The organism is Nocardioides sp. (assembly GCF_035697785.1).
In the GTDB taxonomy this organism is placed as follows: domain Bacteria; phylum Actinomycetota; class Actinomycetes; order Propionibacteriales; family Nocardioidaceae; genus Nocardioides_B.
In genome coordinates this window covers 1-17424 of the sequence record NZ_DASSCL010000007.1, presented here as the reverse complement: position 1 = coordinate 17424, position 17424 = coordinate 1, and the positions used below count along the sequence as shown (strand labels likewise).

Genomic DNA, 17424 nt, shown 5'->3' with positions numbered 1-17424 from the left:
GACCACGGGATTGGCCGACGCGGGTCGGCCGACTGCCGGGCCCGGGAGCGTCAAGCGGCTTGGCCGCGGCGGTCGCCGCCCAGGTTCCCTCGGCAGGAAGCGTCCGGCCGACGCGCCGCCGCAGCGACGGGCCCGGTGGGCGGACGGACCGCGTCGGACGCACCGCGGCGACCGTTCATCGTGCGGGGCATGCCGGTCGTCGCAAACTCAGTCGCCGCTGGGCGAACCTTCTGACTCACGGGGTACTCGGAAAGAAGCCACCTTCCTACGGTGACAGCGATCACAGCTGGACCGGCCGGTGGGCGTCACCGGCCCGATACCCCTCGAGGTGAAGCCCGTGAGTGACACCAACCACCAGCAACCGCATCAGACTTCCGGACACGCGATCTATGAGGAGCTGTCCGCGACCGACGACTTCAAAGAGCTGAGAACGCGCTACCGCGCCTTCGCCATCCCCTGGACCGTCGCCTTCCTCGTCTGGTACCTGCTCTACGTCGTCCTCTCGATCTTCGCCACGGACTTCATGAGCATCCGCCTCGTCGGCAACATCAACGTCGCGCTGGTCTTCGGACTGCTCCAGTTCGCGTCGACGTTCCTCATCGCCTGGCTGTACTCCCGGCACGCGGGCAAGGCCCTCGATCCGTTGGCCCGTCGACTCGAGCTGCGCTACAACCAGGAGGTCGGACGATGAGCAGCGAAACCCTCACCGCAGTCCTGTTCGTCCTCGTCGTCCTCGTCACCGTCGGGATCACCTTCTGGGCGAGCCGGCAGACCCACGGCGCCACCGACTACTACGCCGGCGGGCGCTCGTTCAGCGGCGTGCAGAACGGTCTCGCCATCTCCGGTGACTACATGTCCGCGGCGTCGTTCCTCGGCATCTCCGGCGCCATCGCGCTCAGCGGGTACGACGGCTTCCTGTACTCGATCGGGTTCCTCGTCGCCTGGCTGGTCGCGTTGCTGCTCGTCGCCGAGCTGCTCCGCAACAGCGGCCGCTACACGATGGCAGACCAGCTCGCCTACCGGATGCAGCAGCGGCCGGTGCGGACCGCGGCCGCGACGTCGACCGTCGTGGTCTCGATCTTCTACCTGCTCGCGCAGATGGTCGGCGCGGGTGCCCTGGTGGCACTGCTGCTCGGCGTCGACAGCGAGACCCTGAAGGCGCTGACGATCGTGGGCGTCGGCCTGCTGATGATCTTCTACGTCACCGTCGGCGGCATGAAGGGCACCACCTGGGTGCAGATCGTCAAGGCAGTGCTGCTGATGGCGGGCACCATCTTGATCACCGTGCTCGTGCTGGCCCAGTTCAACTTCAACCTCTCCGAGCTGCTCGGTGCGGCCGCCGACAACACTGGCAAGGGCGAGGCCTTCTTGAACCCCGGGCTGAAGTACGGCATCGACATGACCAGCAAGATCGACTTCATCAGCCTCTCGCTGGCTCTCGTGCTCGGGACGGCCGGACTGCCGCACATCCTGATCCGCTTCTACACGGTCCCGACCGCCAAGGACGCGAGAACCTCGGTGCTGTGGGCGATCACCCTCATCGGCGCCTTCTACCTGATGACGCTGGCGCTGGGCTTCGGTGCGGCCGCGCTGCTCGACACCGGCCCGGAGAGCGCCGTCGCCACCAGCGGCGGCAACCTGGCCTCGCCGCTGCTCGCCGAGGCAGTCGGAGGCGGTGCCGGTTCGACCGGCGGCGCCGTGCTCCTGGCGCTGATCTCGGCCGTAGCCTTCGCCACCATCCTCGCGGTGGTCGCAGGCCTGACCCTCACGTCGGCGTCATCCGTCGCGCACGACCTCTATGCCAACGTCTTCAAGAAGGGGACCGCGTCGGAGAAGGACGAGGTGCGGGTCGCGAAGATCGCGGCGTTCGTGATCGGCGGCATCGCCATCGCCCTGGCAATCCCGGCGCAGAAGCTGAACATCGCGTTCCTGGTGGCCCTGGCGTTCGCGGTGGCGGCGTCGGCCAACCTGCCGTCGATCATCTACAACCTGTTCTGGCGGAAGTTCAACACCCGCGGCGCGACGTGGGCCATCTACGGCGGACTGGTCACCTGCCTGGTGCTCGTGGCCTCGTCGCCGGTGGTCTCCGGGTCGGAGACGGCATTGTTCGTGAACCACGACTGGTCGTGGTTCCCGCTGAGCAACCCCGGCATCATCTCGATCCCGGCCGGCTTCTTCTTCGGCTGGCTCGGCACCGTGACGTCCAACGAGCCGGAGGCCGCAGCGGCGTACACCGAGCTCGAGGTCCGGTCGCTGACCGGTGCGGGCGCCGAGGGTGTGGTGACGACGCACTGATCGAGGAACACCCGCACCGGTGCCCGCGCGCACCCTCCGCCGCCCCACGGGAGGGTCGTGCGGGCACCGGTCGACGGGTAGGTTGCGAACCAACCGGCCAGACCAGACACACCTGACGACGCCGAGGAGAGTTTTCGTGAGCGACGAGACCCTGTCCAACCTGCTGCACGAGGAGCGTCGGTTCGCGCCGCCGGATGCCCTCGCCGCCAACGCCAACGCGACCGAGGACTGGTACGCCAGGGCTGACGACGACCGCCTCGGCTTCTGGGCCGAGCAGGCCGAGCGCCTCGACTGGGACCAGAAGTGGGACCGCGTGCTCGACTGGGACGACCCGCCGTTCGCGAAGTGGTTCGTGGGCGGCAGCCTGAACGCCTCGGTCAACTGCGTCGACCGGCACGTGGCGGCGGGCAAGGGTGACAAGGTCGCGTTGCACTGGGTGGGTGAGCCCGAGGACGACACCCGCACCATCACCTACGCCCGGCTCAAGGACGAGGTCTGCAAGGCGGCCAACGCCCTGACCGACCTCGGCGTCGGCAAGGGCGACCGGGTCGCGATCTACATGCCGATGATCCCGGAACTGGTCTTCACGATGCTGGCCTGCGCCCGGATCGGCGCCCCGCACACGGTCGTCTTCGGCGGCTTCTCGGCCGACGCCCTGGCCAGCCGGATCACCGACTGCGATGCGCACGTCGTGGTCACCGCCGACGGCGGCTACCGGCGCGGCGCCCCGTCGGCGTTGAAGCCGGCCGTGGACGAGGCGGTCACCAAGTCCGGCGATGTGGTCCGCAAGGTCGTCGTCGTACGCCGCACCGGCCAGGACGTCGACTGGGACGACTCCCGCGACGTGTGGTGGCACGACGTCGTGGACGGCGCGTCCACCGAGCACCGACCGGAGTCCTTCGACAGCGAGCACCCGCTGTACGTGATGTACACGTCGGGCACCACCGGCAAGCCCAAGGGCATCCTGCACACCACCGGCGGCTACCTGGTCGGCACGGCGTACACGCACTGGGCGATCTTCGACCTCAAGCCCGACAACGACGTCTACTGGTGCACCGCCGACATCGGCTGGGTCACCGGCCACAGCTACATCGTCTACGGCCCGCTCGCCAACGGCGCCACCTCGGTGATGTACGAAGGCACGCCGGACACCCCGCACAAGGGACGCTGGTGGGAGATCATCGCGAAGTACGGAGTGACGATCTTCTACACCGCGCCGACCGCGATCCGGACGTTCATGAAGTGGGGCAACGAGATCCCCGCGAAGTTCGACCTGTCGAGCGTGCGGGTGCTGGGCTCGGTCGGGGAGCCGATCAACCCCGAGGCCTACATCTGGTACCGCGAGCACATCGGCGGCAACAACGTCCCGGTCGTCGACACCTGGTGGCAGACCGAGACCGGCATGATCATGATCAGCCCGCTGCCGGGCGTGACGCACGGCAAGCCCGGCTCCGCGATGACCCCGATCCCGGGCGTCGGCGCCGAGGTGGTCAACGACGAGGGCGCGCCGGTCCCCAACGGGTCCGGGGGCTACCTGGTGCTCACCGAGCCGTGGCCCGCGATGCTCCGCACGCTGTGGGGCGACGACGAGCGGTACAAGGACACCTACTGGTCGCGGTTCAAGAGCCAGGGCTACTACTTCGCCGGTGACGGCGCGAAGAAGGACGAGGACGGCGACATCTGGCTGCTCGGGCGCGTGGACGACGTCATGAACGTCTCCGGCCACCGGCTCTCCACCACCGAGATCGAGTCCGCGCTGGTCTCGCACCCAAAGGTCGCCGAGGCCGCCGTCGTGGGCGCCGCCGACGAGACGACCGGACAGGCCGTGTGCGCCTTCGTGATCCTGCGGGAGGAGGCCGGCGACGGCGGGTCCGACATCGTCGAGGAGCTGCGCAAGCACGTGGCCCACGAGATCGGCGCGATCGCCAAGCCGCGACAGATCATGGTCGTGCCCGAGCTGCCCAAGACCCGCTCGGGCAAGATCATGCGTCGCCTGCTCAAGGACGTCGCCGAGCACCGCCAGGTCGGCGACGTCACCACGCTGGCCGACTCGACGGTCATGGACCTCATCTCGAAGAACCTGGAAAGCACCAGCGGCACGGAGGAGTGACGCCAGCGGCGGGGTGAGCGGTGGCGTCCGGGGCGGCGCAGCTCCGCCCTAGCCGTGCTGCTCGCGGCAGCGCTGGGCGTGCAGTGCGGTCAGCATCGTCGCGTCCTCTCCCGTGGGGTCGTCGAGCTCCAGGACCAGGCGGGTGGTGACGCCCACCCCTCCGCCGGTCTGCTCCCACACCTGCAGCGCGGTCTCGAAGCGACCGTCCGGCGCGCCGACTCCGACGTCCTCGAGGTCGAAGGTCAGCACGACGCGGTGCGGTCCGGGCCAGCGCCACAGCGCGTTGAGGTACTGCTGCCACCGGCTGCGTTCACCCGGCCGGTCGACGTACGACCCGACGACGTCGCCCGGCAGGCCGGCCGCGAGCTCGCGCAGCCGCGCCCGCCGGTAGCGGTCGTCGTCGTCGCCCCGGAGCTGGTGGTAGACCAGCACCGGCCACGGCGGGTCCTGGCGTGGCAGCCGCATGAGGAGTCCAACGAAGCACACCCCCGGACGGGTTCCGTGCCGCGGCAGCGGATCGGCGCGGCGCACCGGTAGGGTCGCCCGGGAAGGGAGACCCGATGACGAGCAACGCACCCGAACCGGCCCGCCACCGCAAACCCGCTGTGCCCTCCCCGGAGGACCCGACGATCGGCAAGCTGTTCGCCGACGCCAGCCGCGACATGTCCAGCCTGGTCCGCAACGAGATCGCGCTGGCCAAGTCCGAGCTCAAGGTCAGCATCAAGGCCGGCGGCACCGGCGCCGGGCTGTTCGCCGGCGCGGCGTTCATCGCCCTGCTCGCGATCATCATGTTCTCGGTCGCGCTCGCCTACTTCGTCTCCATGACCGGGCTGCACCTGGCCTGGAGCTTCCTGATCGTGTTCGGCGTCTACCTGCTGGTCGCGGCCCTCCTCGGCTTCCTCGGCATGCAGAAGGTCAAGCGAGTGAAGGCACCGGAGCGCGCGATCCACCAGGCGCAGGAGGCGAAGTCCCTCCTCAAGCGCTCCTGACCGAGAGAGCCGGCCGTGGCGCGTCCTGGTGACCGCGCGGTCGAGATCGCGGGGCCGTGGAGCCACCGGTACGTCGCCGCGAACGGTGCGCGGTTCCACGTCGTCGAGTCGGCTCCTGCGTCCGGCGACGCCGACGCCCCGCTCGTCGTACTCCTCCACGGGTTCCCGGAGCACTGGTGGTGCTGGCGCGACCAGCTGCCGGCGCTGGCCGCGGCCGGCTACCACGGCGTCGCGATGGACCTGCGCGGCTACGGCGGCTCCGACAAGACCCCCAACGGCTACGACCCGGTGACGCTCACGCAGGACGTCTCCGGCGTGGTCAAGGCGCTCGGGAGGCGCAGCGCGGTGCTGGTCGGGCACGGCTGGGGCGGGTACGTCGCGTGGGCGACCGCGACGTACCGGGCTCGCGAGGTGTCCGCGCTGGCGGTGGCCGCAGCCCCGCATCCGGCCGCGATGCTCAGCGGGCTGCGCCGGCAGCCGGGCGCGGCGGCGCTGCGGCACGTGCTCGCGAGCCAGGTGCCGTACCTCCCGGAGCGGCGGCTCGCGGACGCCCGGCGCGGGTACGTCGGCGCTCACCTGGAGGCGTGGTCGTCCCCGGCATCGGCGTTCCCGGACGCGGCCTCCGTGGAGACCTACCAGTCGGCGATCGGCGTCTGGCCGTCCTCGCACTGCGCGCTGGAGTACCACCGCTGGCTGGTGCGGTCGCGGGTGCGGGGCGACGGGCGCGCGTTCGACCGGGCGATGCGTGCTCCGGTGACCCAGCCGGTGCTGGCCGTCTACGGGGCCGACGACCCGGCGCTGCCGCGGGGGGCGATGCGGGCCACCCGCCGTCATGTCTCCGGGCCGCTGACCGAGCACGTGCTGCGGGGAGTCGGGCACTTCCCGCCCGAGGAGGCCCCGGCCACGTTCAGCGGCCTGCTGGTCCGGTGGCTCGACAACCTCTGACCCCCTCCCGATACGACGCGACAGGATTGCTGTTTTCCACGCCCGATCACGACAAGTACGTCGCGTCGTATCCGGGTGTTCCGGTGGTGGGGGGTCAGGCGCAGCGGCCGGTGTCGACGGTGACGCCGGAGGTGGCGCCCTGCGCGGCACTGCGCTGCACCTGCTCGGCGGTCAGCGCGTAGCCGGTGTCGTCGTCGGTGACGGAGGCCGCGAAGATCACGCCGAGGACGTCCCCGTCGCGCGAGACCATAGGCCCGCCGGAGTTGCCGGGGCGGACCAGGGCGCGGAGCGAGTACACCTCGCGGATCACGGTGCCCTCGCCGTAGATGTCGGGGCTGCGCAGCCGTTGCTGGCTGCGGATCCGGGCGGACTGGACGTCGTACGGCCCGTCCTGGGGGTACCCGAGCACCGCGCCGGCCTGTCGTTCGCTGCCCTCGGTGTCGAAGCGGAGGAACGGGCGACCGACGTTGTCGACCGCGAGCACCGCGATGTCGAGGTCCTCGTTGTAGTAGACGACCCGGGCGGGTATCTCGGTCTCGCCGACGAGGACGCTCGGCTCGTCGACACCGGCGACCACGTGGGCGTTGGTCATCACCCGGGTCGGCGAGTACAGGAACCCGGTGCCCTCGACGCCACGGTTGCAGGAGTTCTCACCGCGCACCTTGAGCACGCTGGCCGCGGCGCGTTGTACGTCGGCGTCCCGGGCGATCTTCCCGGGCGGTGGGCCGACCTCGATGATCCGCTCGGGCGCGAACGGCTCGAGGTAGCGCGGGAAGAAGCTGGAGCCCACCACATCGTTGAAGGAGTCCAGGGCGCTCACGGCCCGCGTCGGCATCATGTCGTCGACCCGGCCGAGCACGGTCGACTCGCGGACCTGCGTGCTCACCCACGGCAGCTTGGCGCCGGATACCGCGACGCCGAGCGCCCACGAGACGACCAGCACGGCCACCATGCTGAGCGCCGCCCCGCCGACCGCGTCGAGGGCGCGGACCGGCTGCCAGGTGATCCGGTCGCGGATCCGCGCGCCCGCGAACTGCAGCAGGGCCTGGCCGAACGACGCGCAGACCAGGACCACGAAGAGCGCGGCCAGCGACACCCACAGGGCGGGCGCGGCGTCACCGAGGAGTCTGGGCGCGACCAGGATGCCGAGCAGCCCGCCGAGGAGCAGGCCCGCGGTCGCGAACGCGCCGGAGATGAAGCCCTGCCAGTAGCCGGAGACGGCGTACGCCAGCACCAGCACGACCAGGAACCAGTCGAGGAAGTTCACCGGCCACCCCGCTCATCGAAGCGCGCGCTTGGGGGCGGCGCGGCGCCCGGCTCACGGGTGGCCACCAGCATGTGGTCGGGGAGGTCGCGCATGACGTCCTCGTCCCATTCGCGCGTCCAGCCCAGGAAGTCGAACAGCCTCGAGATGATGCCGGCGGTGAACCCCCAGAGGATCAGGTCCTTGTCGTCGCCGATGAGGAACGCCGGACCGCGCCAGCCCGACGGGTGTCGGACCGTGACCCGGTGCTGGGGGTCCAGGAGCTCGTCGATGGGCACGCGCAGGACGGTGTGCACCTCGCGCGGGTCGACGACCGAGACCCGCGAGGCGGTGTGCCACCAGCCGAGCACCGGGGTGACCGCGAAGTTGCTCGGCGGGAGCCACAGCCGCGGCAGCGTGGCGAACACGTCGACCCCGGCCGGATCCAGGCCGGTCTCCTCCTGCGCCTCGCGCAGCGCCGTGGCCTCGGGCCCCGGGTCCTCGAGGTCGGACGAGCCGCCGGGGAACGACACCTGGCCCGGGTGCGAGCGCATGTCGTGGGCGCGCTCGGTGAGCAGCAGGTCGGGGCCGGCGGGACCCTCTCCGAAGAGCATCAGCACCGCCCCCTCGCGGGCCTCCGCGTCCTCGGGCGGCACGAACCGGGTCAGCTCTTCAGGGGTGATCTCCCGAGCGGCCCGACGTACCGGCTCCAGCCAGGCAGGCAGGGCGGATGGCTCGCCTGGCGCACTCTCGGACACGCGATCGAGGGTACCTAGTGTGTCTGACGCAAGACGTCTGCGGCCGTGCGGCGGGTTCAACTGACGGTGACGCCGAGCTGCTCGGTGACGAGCTCGGTGAGCTGCCGGTAGGAACGCATCACGGTGTACTCGACGTGGGCGACCTGGCCGTCGGCGTCGACGAGGACCACACCGGGCAGCCCGCGGACCCGGAGCTCGGAGCGCAGGGCCCCGTCGGGGTCGGCGAGCAGGGGGAAGGTGACACCGGTCGCCCTCGCGAGCTCGATCGCCCCCTCGGGCTGGGTGTCGAGGTAGTCGATGCCCAGCACGCTGACGTCGTCGCCGCCCTCCTCGTGGAGCCGCTGGTAGTACGGCAGCTCGTCGCGGCAGGGCTCGCACCACTGCGCGAACAGGTTGACCACCACCGGGCCGCGCAGGTCGCTCAGCTCGACGGCCGGGCCGCCGCCGAGGCACGGCAGCGTGACGTCCGGCAGCGGGTCGCTAGGTGGGGGGCTGGTGGCCGGTCCGGGCCGGCACGGCTCGATCCCGGCCACGGCCTTGGCCTCGCGCAGCTCGGGGGTGTCGACGTCGACGTTGCTCCGAGGCGGTGACGTGCCGGCGCGGTCGTCGTCCACCGGGGGTACGCCGACCGAGCAGCCGGCCAGCAGCGCGACGCACCCCGCGGTGGCGAGGGCTCGGATCATGCGCGGCCCTCGGTGCGCACCAGCTTGGCGGCCTTGACCGGGTCGGTCGGCCCCTCGCCGTACGCCGGGCACCAGCGCGCGACCGGGCAGGCGCCGCAGGCCGGGTTGCGGGCGTGGCACACGCGCCGGCCGTGCCAGATCAGGTGGTGGGAGAGCAGCACCCAGTCCTTGCGGGGGAACAGCATGCCGACCTCGTGCTCGGCCTTCACCGGGTCGGTCTCCTCGGTGAACCCGAACCGTCGCGCCAACCGGCCGAAGTGGGTGTCGACGGTGATGCCGGGGATGCCGAACGCGTTGCCCAGCACGACGTTCGCCGTCTTGCGGCCGACCCCGGGCAGGGTCACGAGGTCCTCGAGCCGGGCCGGCACCTCGCCGTCGTACCGCTCCACGAGTGCCTGCGAGAGCTTGAGCAGCGACTCGGTCTTGGCGCGGAAGAACCCGGTGGGCTGGATGATCTGCTCGAGCTTCTCGCGCTCGGCGGCGGCCATCGCGTGCGCGTCGGGATAGGCCGCGAACAGGGTCGGCCGCACGGCGTTGACGCGCTTGTCGGTCGTCTGGGCGGAGAGCACGGTGACGACCAGCAGCTCGAAGGGGTTGTCGAAATCGAGCTCACACCGGGCGTCGGGGTAGGTCTCGGCGAGCACCCGGTCGATCTTGCGCGCCCGGCGGACGAGAGACGTGGCGGGGCGCGGGAGGGCGGGGGTGGCGGGCACGAGGCCAGAGTACGAGGCCGTGCCGACACGGGCTTCTTCGCCATCCGAGCGGGTATACGACAGACTGTGACCTGCACAACCGCCCCGCATCCGGCGTGGCGTCGACGAGGAGGACCACCCGTGGACAACGACGTGCTGCGTCAGGCGCCCCTGTTCAGCGCACTCGACGACGAGGCCGCCACCGCCCTGCGTGCGTCGATGGCCGACACCCGGCTGCGTCGCGGCGAGGTGCTGTTCCACGAGGGTGACGAGGGCGACAAGCTGTACGTCGTCACGGACGGCAAGGTGAAGCTCGGCCGGACCTCCTCCGACGGGCGCGAGAACCTGCTGGCGATCCTCGGCCCGGGCCAGATGTTCGGCGAGCTGTCGCTCTTCGACCCCGGCCCGCGCTCGGCCACGGTCACCGCCGTGACCGACACGACGTTCTCCTCGCTGTCCCACGAGGACCTGCTCCGCTGGCTCGAGGGCCGACCCGCCGTCGCGCGCGGCCTGCTCGCGCAGCTCGCCGGCCGGCTGCGCAAGGCCAACGACGTGGTCGCCGACCTGGTGTTCTCCGACGTGCCCGGCCGGGTCGCCAAGGCGCTGCTCGACCTCGCGGACCGGTTCGGCCGCACCGCCGACGACGGCGTGCACGTGCACCACGACCTGACGCAGGAGGAGCTCGCCCAGCTCGTCGGTGCCTCCCGCGAGACCGTCAACAAGGCGCTTGCGGACTTCGCGTCGCGCGGCTGGGTCCGCCTCGAGCCGCGCTCCGTGGTGATCATGGACATCGAGCGGCTGTCGCGTCGGGCCCGCTGAGGCCCCTGGGGCCAAATACCACGGGACCGTGGTAATTGGCCGCTCCCCGCGGAGAGTTCACACCGGGAAGCGGGGGATTACCACGGTCCCGTGGTAATTCACCCCCCGCGCAGGTACTCGATCTGGGCGCGCACACTCAGCTCCGCGGCACCCCACAGCACGGGGTCCACGTCGACGTACACCCGTTCCACCACCTGGCGTGCGACGTCGTCCGCGGCCCGGTCCTCCACCGACGCCAGCGCGTCGCGGACCTGGGCGAGGCGTTCCTGGCGGTGCGCGAGGTAGAAGTCGAGGGCGGCGAGCGCGTCGGTGATGACCGGGCCGTGACCGGGCCACACCTCGGTCACCTCGCGCGCCTCGGCCAGCGCGTGCAGCCGCTCGAGCGACCCGAGGTAGGCGCCGAGCTTGCCGTCGGGGTGCGCGACCACCGTCGTGCCCCGGCCGAGCACGGTGTCGCCGGTGAGCACGGCCCGCTCCTGCGGCAGCAAGAACGACAGCGAGTCGGACGTGTGGCCGGGCGTGCCGACCACGTGCACCTCCAGGCCGTCGACGACGACCACGTCACCGTCCACGAGGCCCTCCTCGCCGAGCCGGTGCCCGGGGTCGAGAGCGCGTACGCCGCAGCGCATCCGCTCGGCGAACGGCCGGGCCGCCTCGGCGTGGTCGAGGTGGCCGTGGGTGAGCAGGACGACCGCGACGTCACCGGCCGCCTCCGCGACCGCGTCGAGGTGCTCGAGCATCTCCGGCCCTGGGTCGACCACGATCGACCGTCGCGCGCCCGGCTCGCGGAGCACCCAGGTGTTGGTGCCGTCGAGCGTCATGATGTCCGGGTTCGGCGCGAGCACGCACCGCGCACGGTCGCCGAACGCGCCTCCGGACCAGCTCATCTCCGCCGTCATCCCCGGATCCGCGCGGACACGTCGCGGCCGACCTGGACGAGTTGTTCGGGCATCGACAGGTAGACCGCGTCGCCGTCGCGCACCGCTGCGGGCCGGACCGGCGTGAGGTCACGGTGCTCGGCGGCCGCGAGCGCGGCCCCGACGTCGTCGTACTCGAACAGCTCCGCGCAGGTGATGTACGTCGGAGGCAGCATGAACATCTCGCCGCGGTCGACCATCCGGATCGCCTCGCGCACCGGCGACCACAGCACCCGGTCGGACTCGGTGGACACGTCGCGGGTCACCTGCCCCTCGGGAAGCCGGGCCAGGAAGAACTGGGTGTCGTAGCGCCGCGGCTCGAAGGCGGGCGTCACCCACGAGCCCCACAGCCGGAGCAGGTCGGTGCGCAGCACCAGCCCGCGCCGTGACAGGAAGTCGGTGAACGACGTCTCGCGCGACTCCAGAGCGATCCGGTCCGCCTCCCAGTCGGCACCCGTGGTGTCCGCGACGACCTCGCCGGCGGAAGGCCCCGCGAGGAGGACGCCGGACTCCTCGAACGTCTCCCGCACGGCCGCACACACCAGCGCCCGGGCGCGCGCCTCGTCGACTCCCATCAGGCCCGCCCACTGGGCCGGGGACGGCCCCGCCCAGCCGATCGCGTGGTCGAAGTCGCGCGGGTCCACGCCGCCGCCGGGGAACACGCACATGCCCGCCGCGAACGCCATGTCGACGTGCCGTCGCAGCAGGTAGACCTCGAGCGAGCCGGGACCGCCCGACCCGGCACGCATCAGCACGACCGTCGACGCGTGCTTCGGCTCGACCGGGGTGCGCTCGCCGCCTTCGAAGGCCAGCGCGTCCTCGACCAGGTGGTCGGGAAGCCGGGTGGCCGGGTCCATCGGGGCCTAGACCTCGACGATGAGCTCGACCTCGACCGGCGCGTCCAGGGGGAGGACGGGTACGCCGACGGCCGAGCGGGCGTGCTGGCCCGCCTCGCCGAACACGTCGCCGAACAGCTCGGACGCACCGTTGGCGACGCCCGGCTGGCCGGTGAAGTCGGGGGTGGAGGCGACGAACGCGACCACCTTGACGATCCGCTTGACCTGGGACAGGTCGCCGATCACGGCGCGGACCGCGGCAATCGCGTTCAGCGCGCAAAGGCGGGCACACTCGACCGCCTCCTCGGGGCTCACGTCGCCGCCGACCTTGCCGGTGGTGATCAGCTGCCCGTCGCGCATCGGCAGCTGGCCGGAGGTGAAGACGTAGTTGCCGGTGCGGAGCGCCGGGATGTACGCCGCGACCGGCTTGGCGACGTCGGGGACGCTGAGCCCCAACGACGCGAGGCGCTCCTCGGGCGTGCTGCCGGTGCTGTTCACTGGGCCGGCCGCTTGAAGTAGGCCACCAGGTTCTCCGGGTTCATGCCCGGGACGACCTGCACGAGCTCCCACCCGTCCTGGCCGAAGTTGTCGAGGATCTGCTTGGTCGCGTGCACCAGCACCGGGGCGGTGAGGTACTCCCACTTGGTCGTCTCGCTCATGCGGTTGACCTTAGGGCACGCGCCGCCGGGCACTACGGTGTCCCCCGTGACCCCTCCGCCGTCCCAGGACGTGCTGACCCGCGCGGCGGCGATGCCGGACGCGGTGCTGCGGTACGCCGACCACGAGGACGGCGTGGTCGAGCTGCACCTGCCCGCACGAGCGTTGCCGCGGCCGTTGGTGGTGCTGGTCCACGGCGGCTTCTGGAAGCAGGAGTACGACCGCCGACACATCCGTCCGATGGCGCGCGCGCTGGTCGACGCCGGCTGTGTCGTCGCCGCGCCGGAGTACCGCCGGGTGGGCGGCCGCGGCGGGTGGCCGGCCACCGGAGACGACCTCGCCGCCGCGCTCACAAGCCTGCCCGGGCTGCTCACCGGGCTCGGCGTCGCGACCACCACCACGACGGTGGTCGGGCACTCCGCGGGCGGCCACCTGGCGCTCTGGCTGGCGGGTCTCGACGAGCTCGACCACCGTTGCGACCGGGTGGTGGCGCTCGCCCCGGTCGCCGACCTGCGGGCGGCCGCCCGCGAGCGCCTCGGCGACGGCGCCACCCAGGCCCTCCTCGGCGGCTCGCCGGAGGAGGTCCCCGAGGCGTACGCCGACGCAGACCCGATGCGCCTGCTCGACACCACACCGCGCACGGCCGGGCTGGTCATCCTGCACGGCAGCCGCGACGACGTCGTACCGCTGTCGCAGAGCCGCGCTCTCGCCGACCGGCACCCGCATGTGGAGCTGCGGGTCCTCGACGCGGACCACTTCGACGTCATCGACCCGACGTCGCAGGTGTGGCCGCAGGTGCTCGTCGCGATCACCGGCCAGGGCGACGGCTGACCCATGACGACGGAGGTCCCGTTCGGCGACCGCCTCATGGTCGCCGACGCCCGGACAGCTCCGGCGAGGGGTCAGCTCTTCAGCCTCGTGGGCGGTGTGTCGCTGCACGAGTGACTCCTCGCCCGTGGCCCCGGCCGGACGGTCAACCCCCAGTGGCGCGGGTGGGTGAGACGCTGGTGCCGTGAGCAGCCCGAGTGTCGCGATCGTCGGAGCCGGTCCCGCCGGTACGACGCTGGCGCTCGGCCTGCTCCAGCACGGCTGCACGGTCACGCTGATGACGGACCGGACCGCCGAGGAGATCCGGGGCGGCTCGGTGATGTCGAGCCAGGTGACGTTCGAGTCGGCGCTCGAGGTCGAGGCGGCGTTCGGCATCCCGGCGCTGCTGCCACCGGCACCGCGGATCGAGCGGATGGCGTTCGACGTGCGCTTCGGCGACGGGACGTCCGCCGCGTTCGACGTACCCCTGCCGGCGGCGGCGCGCTCGGTCGACCTCCGCGTGAAGGTGCCCGCCCTGCTCGAGGCGGTCGAACGGCTCGGCGGCAAGGTGGTGGTCCGCAGCGCCGGTGTCGACGACGTCGAGGAGCTCGCCGCGAGCCATGACCTGGTCGTGGTGTCGACCGGACGCGGCGGGCTCGTCGACCTGTTCCCGGTCGACCAGGACCGGTCGCCGTACGCCGAGCCGCAACGCACCGCGGCCCTCACCTACCTGCGCGGCGGGTCGAGCGACACGCGCTTCCGGTACCACCTCGTCGAAGGCGTGGGCGAGTGCTTCACCTGTCCCGCGCTCACCGTCGACGGCCCGTGCGACATCGTCGTGGTGACCGGCGTCCCGGGTGGCCCGCTCGACGTCTGGGCCGACGTCGCGTCGCCCGACGACCACCTGTCCCGGCTGCGGACCGTGCTGGCCGAGCACTTCCCCGGCGAGGCGGAGCGGCTCGGGCGGGCGGAGCTCGTCGATCCCGGCTCGACGCTGCGCGGCCGTTTCACCCCCGTCGTACGCCACCCGGTCGGCACCCTCCCGTCGGGCGCGCACGCGCTGGGCATGGCCGACGTCGTCGTGCTCAACGACGCGCTCACCAGCCAGGGGTCCAACAACGCGATCAAGTCCGCGGCGTTCTACCTCGACGCGATCACCACCCATCGCGGCGCGTTCGACGCCGGCTGGATGGAGCGAACGTTCGCGAACTTCTGGCGCGGCTGGGCGCACTTCGCGACCAGGTGGACCAACGACTGGCTGCGACCGCCGGCCCCGCACCAGCGCCAGGCGCTGCTCGCCGCCACGACCGTGCCCGGGGTCGCCGAACGCATCGCCGCCGGCTTCGACGACGCCCGGCTCTTCGACCCCTGGTGGTACGACGCGGCGGCCGCCCGGACGTTCCTCGACGAGCAGCGCGCCGCCGCGGCCGGGCCGTTCGACACCCGCGACCTGCGCCGGGCGCTCGGTCAGTACGCCACCGGCGTCACCGTCGTCACCACCGAGGTCGACGGCGGGTACTACGCGATGACGGCGAACTCGTTCACCTCGGTCTCGCTGAACCCGCCGCTGGTGCTGTGGGCCGCCGCCAGGTCCTCGCCCAGCCTGCGGGCGTTCGAGGCGGCCGAGCGGTTCGCGGTCAACGTGCTCGCCTCCGACCAGCACCACCTGTCCCGGCAGTTCTCCACCTCCGGTCCCGACAAGTTCGACGGGGTGCGCCTGCTCCCAGGCGACGGCCCGCCGCTGCTCGAGGGCACCGTCGCGCACTTCGTCTGCCGCCGGCTGCCGGGCGAGCGCGGGCGCGTGGACGCCGGCGACCACGTCGTGTTCCTCGGCGAGATCGAGAGCTACGACGCCCCCGGCGGCGAGCCGCTCGTCTTCCACTCCGGCTTCTACCACCTCGCCACCAAGCACCCCGACCTCTGACCCTGACTCTGTCCGCCGAGGAGTCAGGTAATCAGCCTCGTGGCCGGCGTGTCGCTGCACAGCTGACCCCTCGCCGAAACCGCGCCTGTGGACAACCCGCACGCGCCGCCCGGCCGCGGCATCGTGCCGCCATGGACTCGATGCTCCCCCTCGTCGCCTACGGCCGGCTGCCCCTCGGCGCACCGTTCACCGCGGCCCAGGCGCTCCACCACGGCGTCACCCGGACCCAGCTCTACCGGCTCACCCGGGAAGGCGTGCTGCGACGCGTGTTCCGCGGCGTGTACGTCGACGCGGCCACCGAGGACGACCTGCTGCTCCGGGCCCGGGCCCTGTCCCTCGTCGTACCTCCCACCGCCGTGGTCACCGACGAGTGCGCCGCCTGGCTGCGCGGAGTCGACCTGGTCGCCCGGGGCGACCACGTGATCCCGCCACCGCTGTCGATCGTGCAGCCGCTCGAACGCACCCGGGTGCGCAAGCCCGGCGCGGACGGCGGTCGCCGCCTGCTGCTGCCGCGGGATGTCGAGCACCTGCACGGTGTCCGGGCCACGACGGCACTGCGCACCGGGCTCGACCTGGCCCGCACGCGGTCCCGTGCGCGCGGCATCGCCGCCCTCGATGCGATGTTGCGCACCCGCGACTTCACCCGCGAGGAGATGCTGCGCGAGGTCGGGCGCTTCAAGGGATTCCGCGGCGTGGTCCGGCTGCGCACCCTGGCACCGCTGGCCGACTGGCGGGCGGAGTCGCCGGCCGAGTCCGTGATGCGGCTGCTGTGGCTCGATGCGGGCCTGCCCCCGCCCGTCCTGCAGATCCCGGTGACCGACGACGACGGCTGGGAGGCCTACCGGCTCGACCTCGGGCTGCCGGAGATCCGGTACGCCGCGGAGTACGACGGTCTCGCCTGGCACAGCTCGCCGGCCCAGCGCGTCCGCGACCGGCGGCGTCGTGCCTGGCTGCGCGACGAGCGCGGTTGGATCATCGACGTGGTCGGCGCCGACGAGGTGTTCCGGCACCCGGGGCGGGCCGTCGAGATGTTCCGGGCCGGCGTCGCGCACGCCGAGCGGCGGTTGCGTCGTACCGCCTGAGCGAAGACCCCGCATCGCGACCGGACCACACCCCGGTCACCGTGGCGGTGCACCTGCCTCACCGACCGACAGACCACCGCAACCTCCCCGGCGAGGGGTCACTCGTGCACCGACACACCGCCGAGAGGCCTGAACATCTGACTCCTCGGCGGTCTCGCTGTCAGAGAAGGGTCGGTTCGGTCTTCTTACGGACCTCGTCCTCGGTGACGTCGGGGGCGAGCTCGACGAGCTTGAGGGCGCGTTCGCCGTGGGTGCCGGGGGCGGCGGGTTCACCGGTCTCGGGGTCGATCACGTCGATGACGGCGAGGTCGGTGATGATCCGCTGCACCACGCCGCGGCCGGTGTAGGGCAGGTCGCACTCGGTCAGGATCTTGTGCGAGCCGTCCTTGGCGACGTGCTCCATCAGCACGATCACCTTCTTGGCGCCGTGCACCAGGTCCATCGCGCCGCCCATGCCCTTGACCATCTTGCCCGGGATCATCCAGTTCGCGATGTCGCCGTGCGCGGAGACCTGCATCGCGCCCAAGATCGCGGCGTCGATCTTGCCGCCGCGGATCATCCCGAAGCTGGTCGCGGAGTCGAAGAACGACGCGCCCTTGCGCAGCGTCACCGTCTCCTTGCCGGCGTTGATCAGGTCCGGGTCCACCGCATCCTCGGTCGGGTACGC

The 17424-nt window shown here is 71.9% G+C and carries 19 protein-coding genes; 9 read left to right on the top strand and 10 right to left on the bottom strand.

What is annotated here, in order from left to right:
- Positions 1 to 337: 337 nt before the first annotated feature.
- The 3 genes from VFH10_RS00960 (at position 338) to acs (ending at position 4405) form a co-directional block, all read left to right on the top strand.
- Entirely contained in the window at positions 338 to 691 is a 354-nt protein-coding gene (locus tag VFH10_RS00960; RefSeq protein ID WP_325125094.1) for a DUF485 domain-containing protein, read from the top strand.
- Positions 688 to 2295 carry a cation acetate symporter gene (locus VFH10_RS00955; RefSeq protein ID WP_325125092.1) on the top strand — a complete coding sequence of 536 codons (1608 nt, stop codon included), beginning with the start codon at positions 688 to 690 and terminating at the stop codon, positions 2293 to 2295. Before VFH10_RS00960 ends, VFH10_RS00955 begins: the two co-directional genes overlap by 4 nt.
- A gap of 136 nt (positions 2296 to 2431) precedes the next feature.
- Complete coding sequence (acs, locus tag VFH10_RS00950) at positions 2432 to 4405, top strand: acetate--CoA ligase (RefSeq protein ID WP_325125090.1); 1974 nt, start codon at positions 2432 to 2434, stop codon at positions 4403 to 4405.
- A 48-nt stretch (positions 4406 to 4453) separates the two neighbouring features.
- Here the strand turns inward: acs and VFH10_RS00945 are convergent, their stop codons facing one another.
- On the bottom strand, positions 4454 to 4870 hold the full coding sequence (locus tag VFH10_RS00945; RefSeq protein ID WP_325125088.1) for a hypothetical protein: 417 nt from the start codon (positions 4868 to 4870) through the stop codon (positions 4454 to 4456).
- A gap of 95 nt (positions 4871 to 4965) precedes the next feature.
- Here VFH10_RS00945 and VFH10_RS00940 point away from each other — a divergent pair, with 95 nt between their 5' ends.
- Together VFH10_RS00940 and VFH10_RS00935 are read left to right on the top strand one after the other, a co-directional pair.
- Complete coding sequence (locus VFH10_RS00940; protein WP_325125086.1) at positions 4966 to 5394, top strand: phage holin family protein; 429 nt, start codon at positions 4966 to 4968, stop codon at positions 5392 to 5394.
- Positions 5395 to 5409: 15 nt separating this feature from the next.
- The gene (locus VFH10_RS00935) at positions 5410 to 6339 is read left to right on the top strand and encodes an alpha/beta hydrolase (RefSeq protein ID WP_325125084.1); all 930 of its coding nucleotides are present in this window, start codon (positions 5410 to 5412) and stop codon (positions 6337 to 6339) included.
- A gap of 94 nt (positions 6340 to 6433) precedes the next feature.
- Here the strand turns inward: VFH10_RS00935 and VFH10_RS00930 are convergent, their stop codons facing one another.
- From VFH10_RS00930 to nth, 4 genes are read right to left on the bottom strand one after another with little or no spacing between them, the layout of a single operon-like run.
- Positions 6434 to 7606 carry a MarP family serine protease gene (locus VFH10_RS00930; RefSeq protein ID WP_325125082.1) on the bottom strand — a complete coding sequence of 391 codons (1173 nt, stop codon included), beginning with the start codon at positions 7604 to 7606 and terminating at the stop codon, positions 6434 to 6436.
- On the bottom strand, positions 7603 to 8340 hold the full coding sequence (locus tag VFH10_RS00925) for a CoA pyrophosphatase (RefSeq protein WP_325125080.1): 738 nt from the start codon (positions 8338 to 8340) through the stop codon (positions 7603 to 7605). The genes VFH10_RS00930 and VFH10_RS00925 overlap by 4 nt, the downstream gene beginning before the upstream one ends.
- Positions 8341 to 8396: 56 nt before the next feature.
- On the bottom strand, positions 8397 to 9023 hold the full coding sequence (locus VFH10_RS00920) for a TlpA disulfide reductase family protein (RefSeq protein WP_325125078.1): 627 nt from the start codon (positions 9021 to 9023) through the stop codon (positions 8397 to 8399).
- Positions 9020 to 9736 carry an endonuclease III gene (gene nth / locus VFH10_RS00915; protein WP_325125076.1) on the bottom strand — a complete coding sequence of 239 codons (717 nt, stop codon included), beginning with the start codon at positions 9734 to 9736 and terminating at the stop codon, positions 9020 to 9022. The genes VFH10_RS00920 and nth overlap by 4 nt, the downstream gene beginning before the upstream one ends.
- A gap of 120 nt (positions 9737 to 9856) precedes the next feature.
- Between nth and VFH10_RS00910 the strand changes: the two genes are divergently transcribed.
- Positions 9857 to 10534 carry a Crp/Fnr family transcriptional regulator gene (locus VFH10_RS00910; protein ID WP_325125074.1) on the top strand — a complete coding sequence of 226 codons (678 nt, stop codon included), beginning with the start codon at positions 9857 to 9859 and terminating at the stop codon, positions 10532 to 10534.
- 98 nt (positions 10535 to 10632) lie between these two features.
- On the opposite strand, the gene VFH10_RS00905 is transcribed toward VFH10_RS00910, so the two are convergent.
- The 4 genes from VFH10_RS00905 to VFH10_RS00890 are packed head-to-tail and all read right to left on the bottom strand — an operon-like array spanning position 10633 to position 12946.
- Entirely contained in the window at positions 10633 to 11433 is an 801-nt protein-coding gene (locus VFH10_RS00905) for an MBL fold metallo-hydrolase (protein ID WP_325125072.1), read from the bottom strand.
- Positions 11430 to 12308 carry an NUDIX hydrolase gene (locus VFH10_RS00900; protein WP_325125071.1) on the bottom strand — a complete coding sequence of 293 codons (879 nt, stop codon included), beginning with the start codon at positions 12306 to 12308 and terminating at the stop codon, positions 11430 to 11432. Before VFH10_RS00900 ends, VFH10_RS00905 begins: the two co-directional genes overlap by 4 nt.
- A 6-nt stretch (positions 12309 to 12314) precedes the next feature.
- Positions 12315 to 12785, bottom strand: coding sequence for a RidA family protein (locus VFH10_RS00895; protein ID WP_325125069.1), 471 nt, complete (start codon positions 12783 to 12785; stop codon positions 12315 to 12317).
- A complete protein-coding gene (locus VFH10_RS00890) occupies positions 12782 to 12946 on the bottom strand; it encodes a DUF4177 domain-containing protein (protein ID WP_325125067.1) in 165 nt (54 codons plus the stop codon). Before VFH10_RS00890 ends, VFH10_RS00895 begins: the two co-directional genes overlap by 4 nt.
- 46 nt (positions 12947 to 12992) lie before the next feature.
- On the opposite strand from VFH10_RS00890, the gene VFH10_RS00885 reads away from it, so the two are divergent.
- The 3 genes from VFH10_RS00885 (at position 12993) to VFH10_RS00875 (ending at position 16757) form a co-directional block, all read left to right on the top strand.
- Positions 12993 to 13775, top strand: a complete 783-nt coding sequence (locus tag VFH10_RS00885) for an alpha/beta hydrolase (protein ID WP_325125065.1) — start codon at positions 12993 to 12995, stop codon at positions 13773 to 13775.
- 181 nt (positions 13776 to 13956) lie between these two features.
- Positions 13957 to 15675, top strand: coding sequence for a flavin reductase (locus VFH10_RS00880; protein ID WP_325125063.1), 1719 nt, complete (start codon positions 13957 to 13959; stop codon positions 15673 to 15675).
- A gap of 131 nt (positions 15676 to 15806) precedes the next feature.
- The gene (locus VFH10_RS00875; RefSeq protein WP_325125061.1) at positions 15807 to 16757 is read left to right on the top strand and encodes a type IV toxin-antitoxin system AbiEi family antitoxin domain-containing protein; all 951 of its coding nucleotides are present in this window, start codon (positions 15807 to 15809) and stop codon (positions 16755 to 16757) included.
- Positions 16758 to 16917: 160 nt separating this feature from the next.
- On the opposite strand, the gene VFH10_RS00870 is transcribed toward VFH10_RS00875, so the two are convergent.
- Positions 16918 to 17424: CoA-transferase (locus VFH10_RS00870; protein ID WP_325125059.1), on the bottom strand; the 507-nt coding region annotated here is incomplete at its 5' end.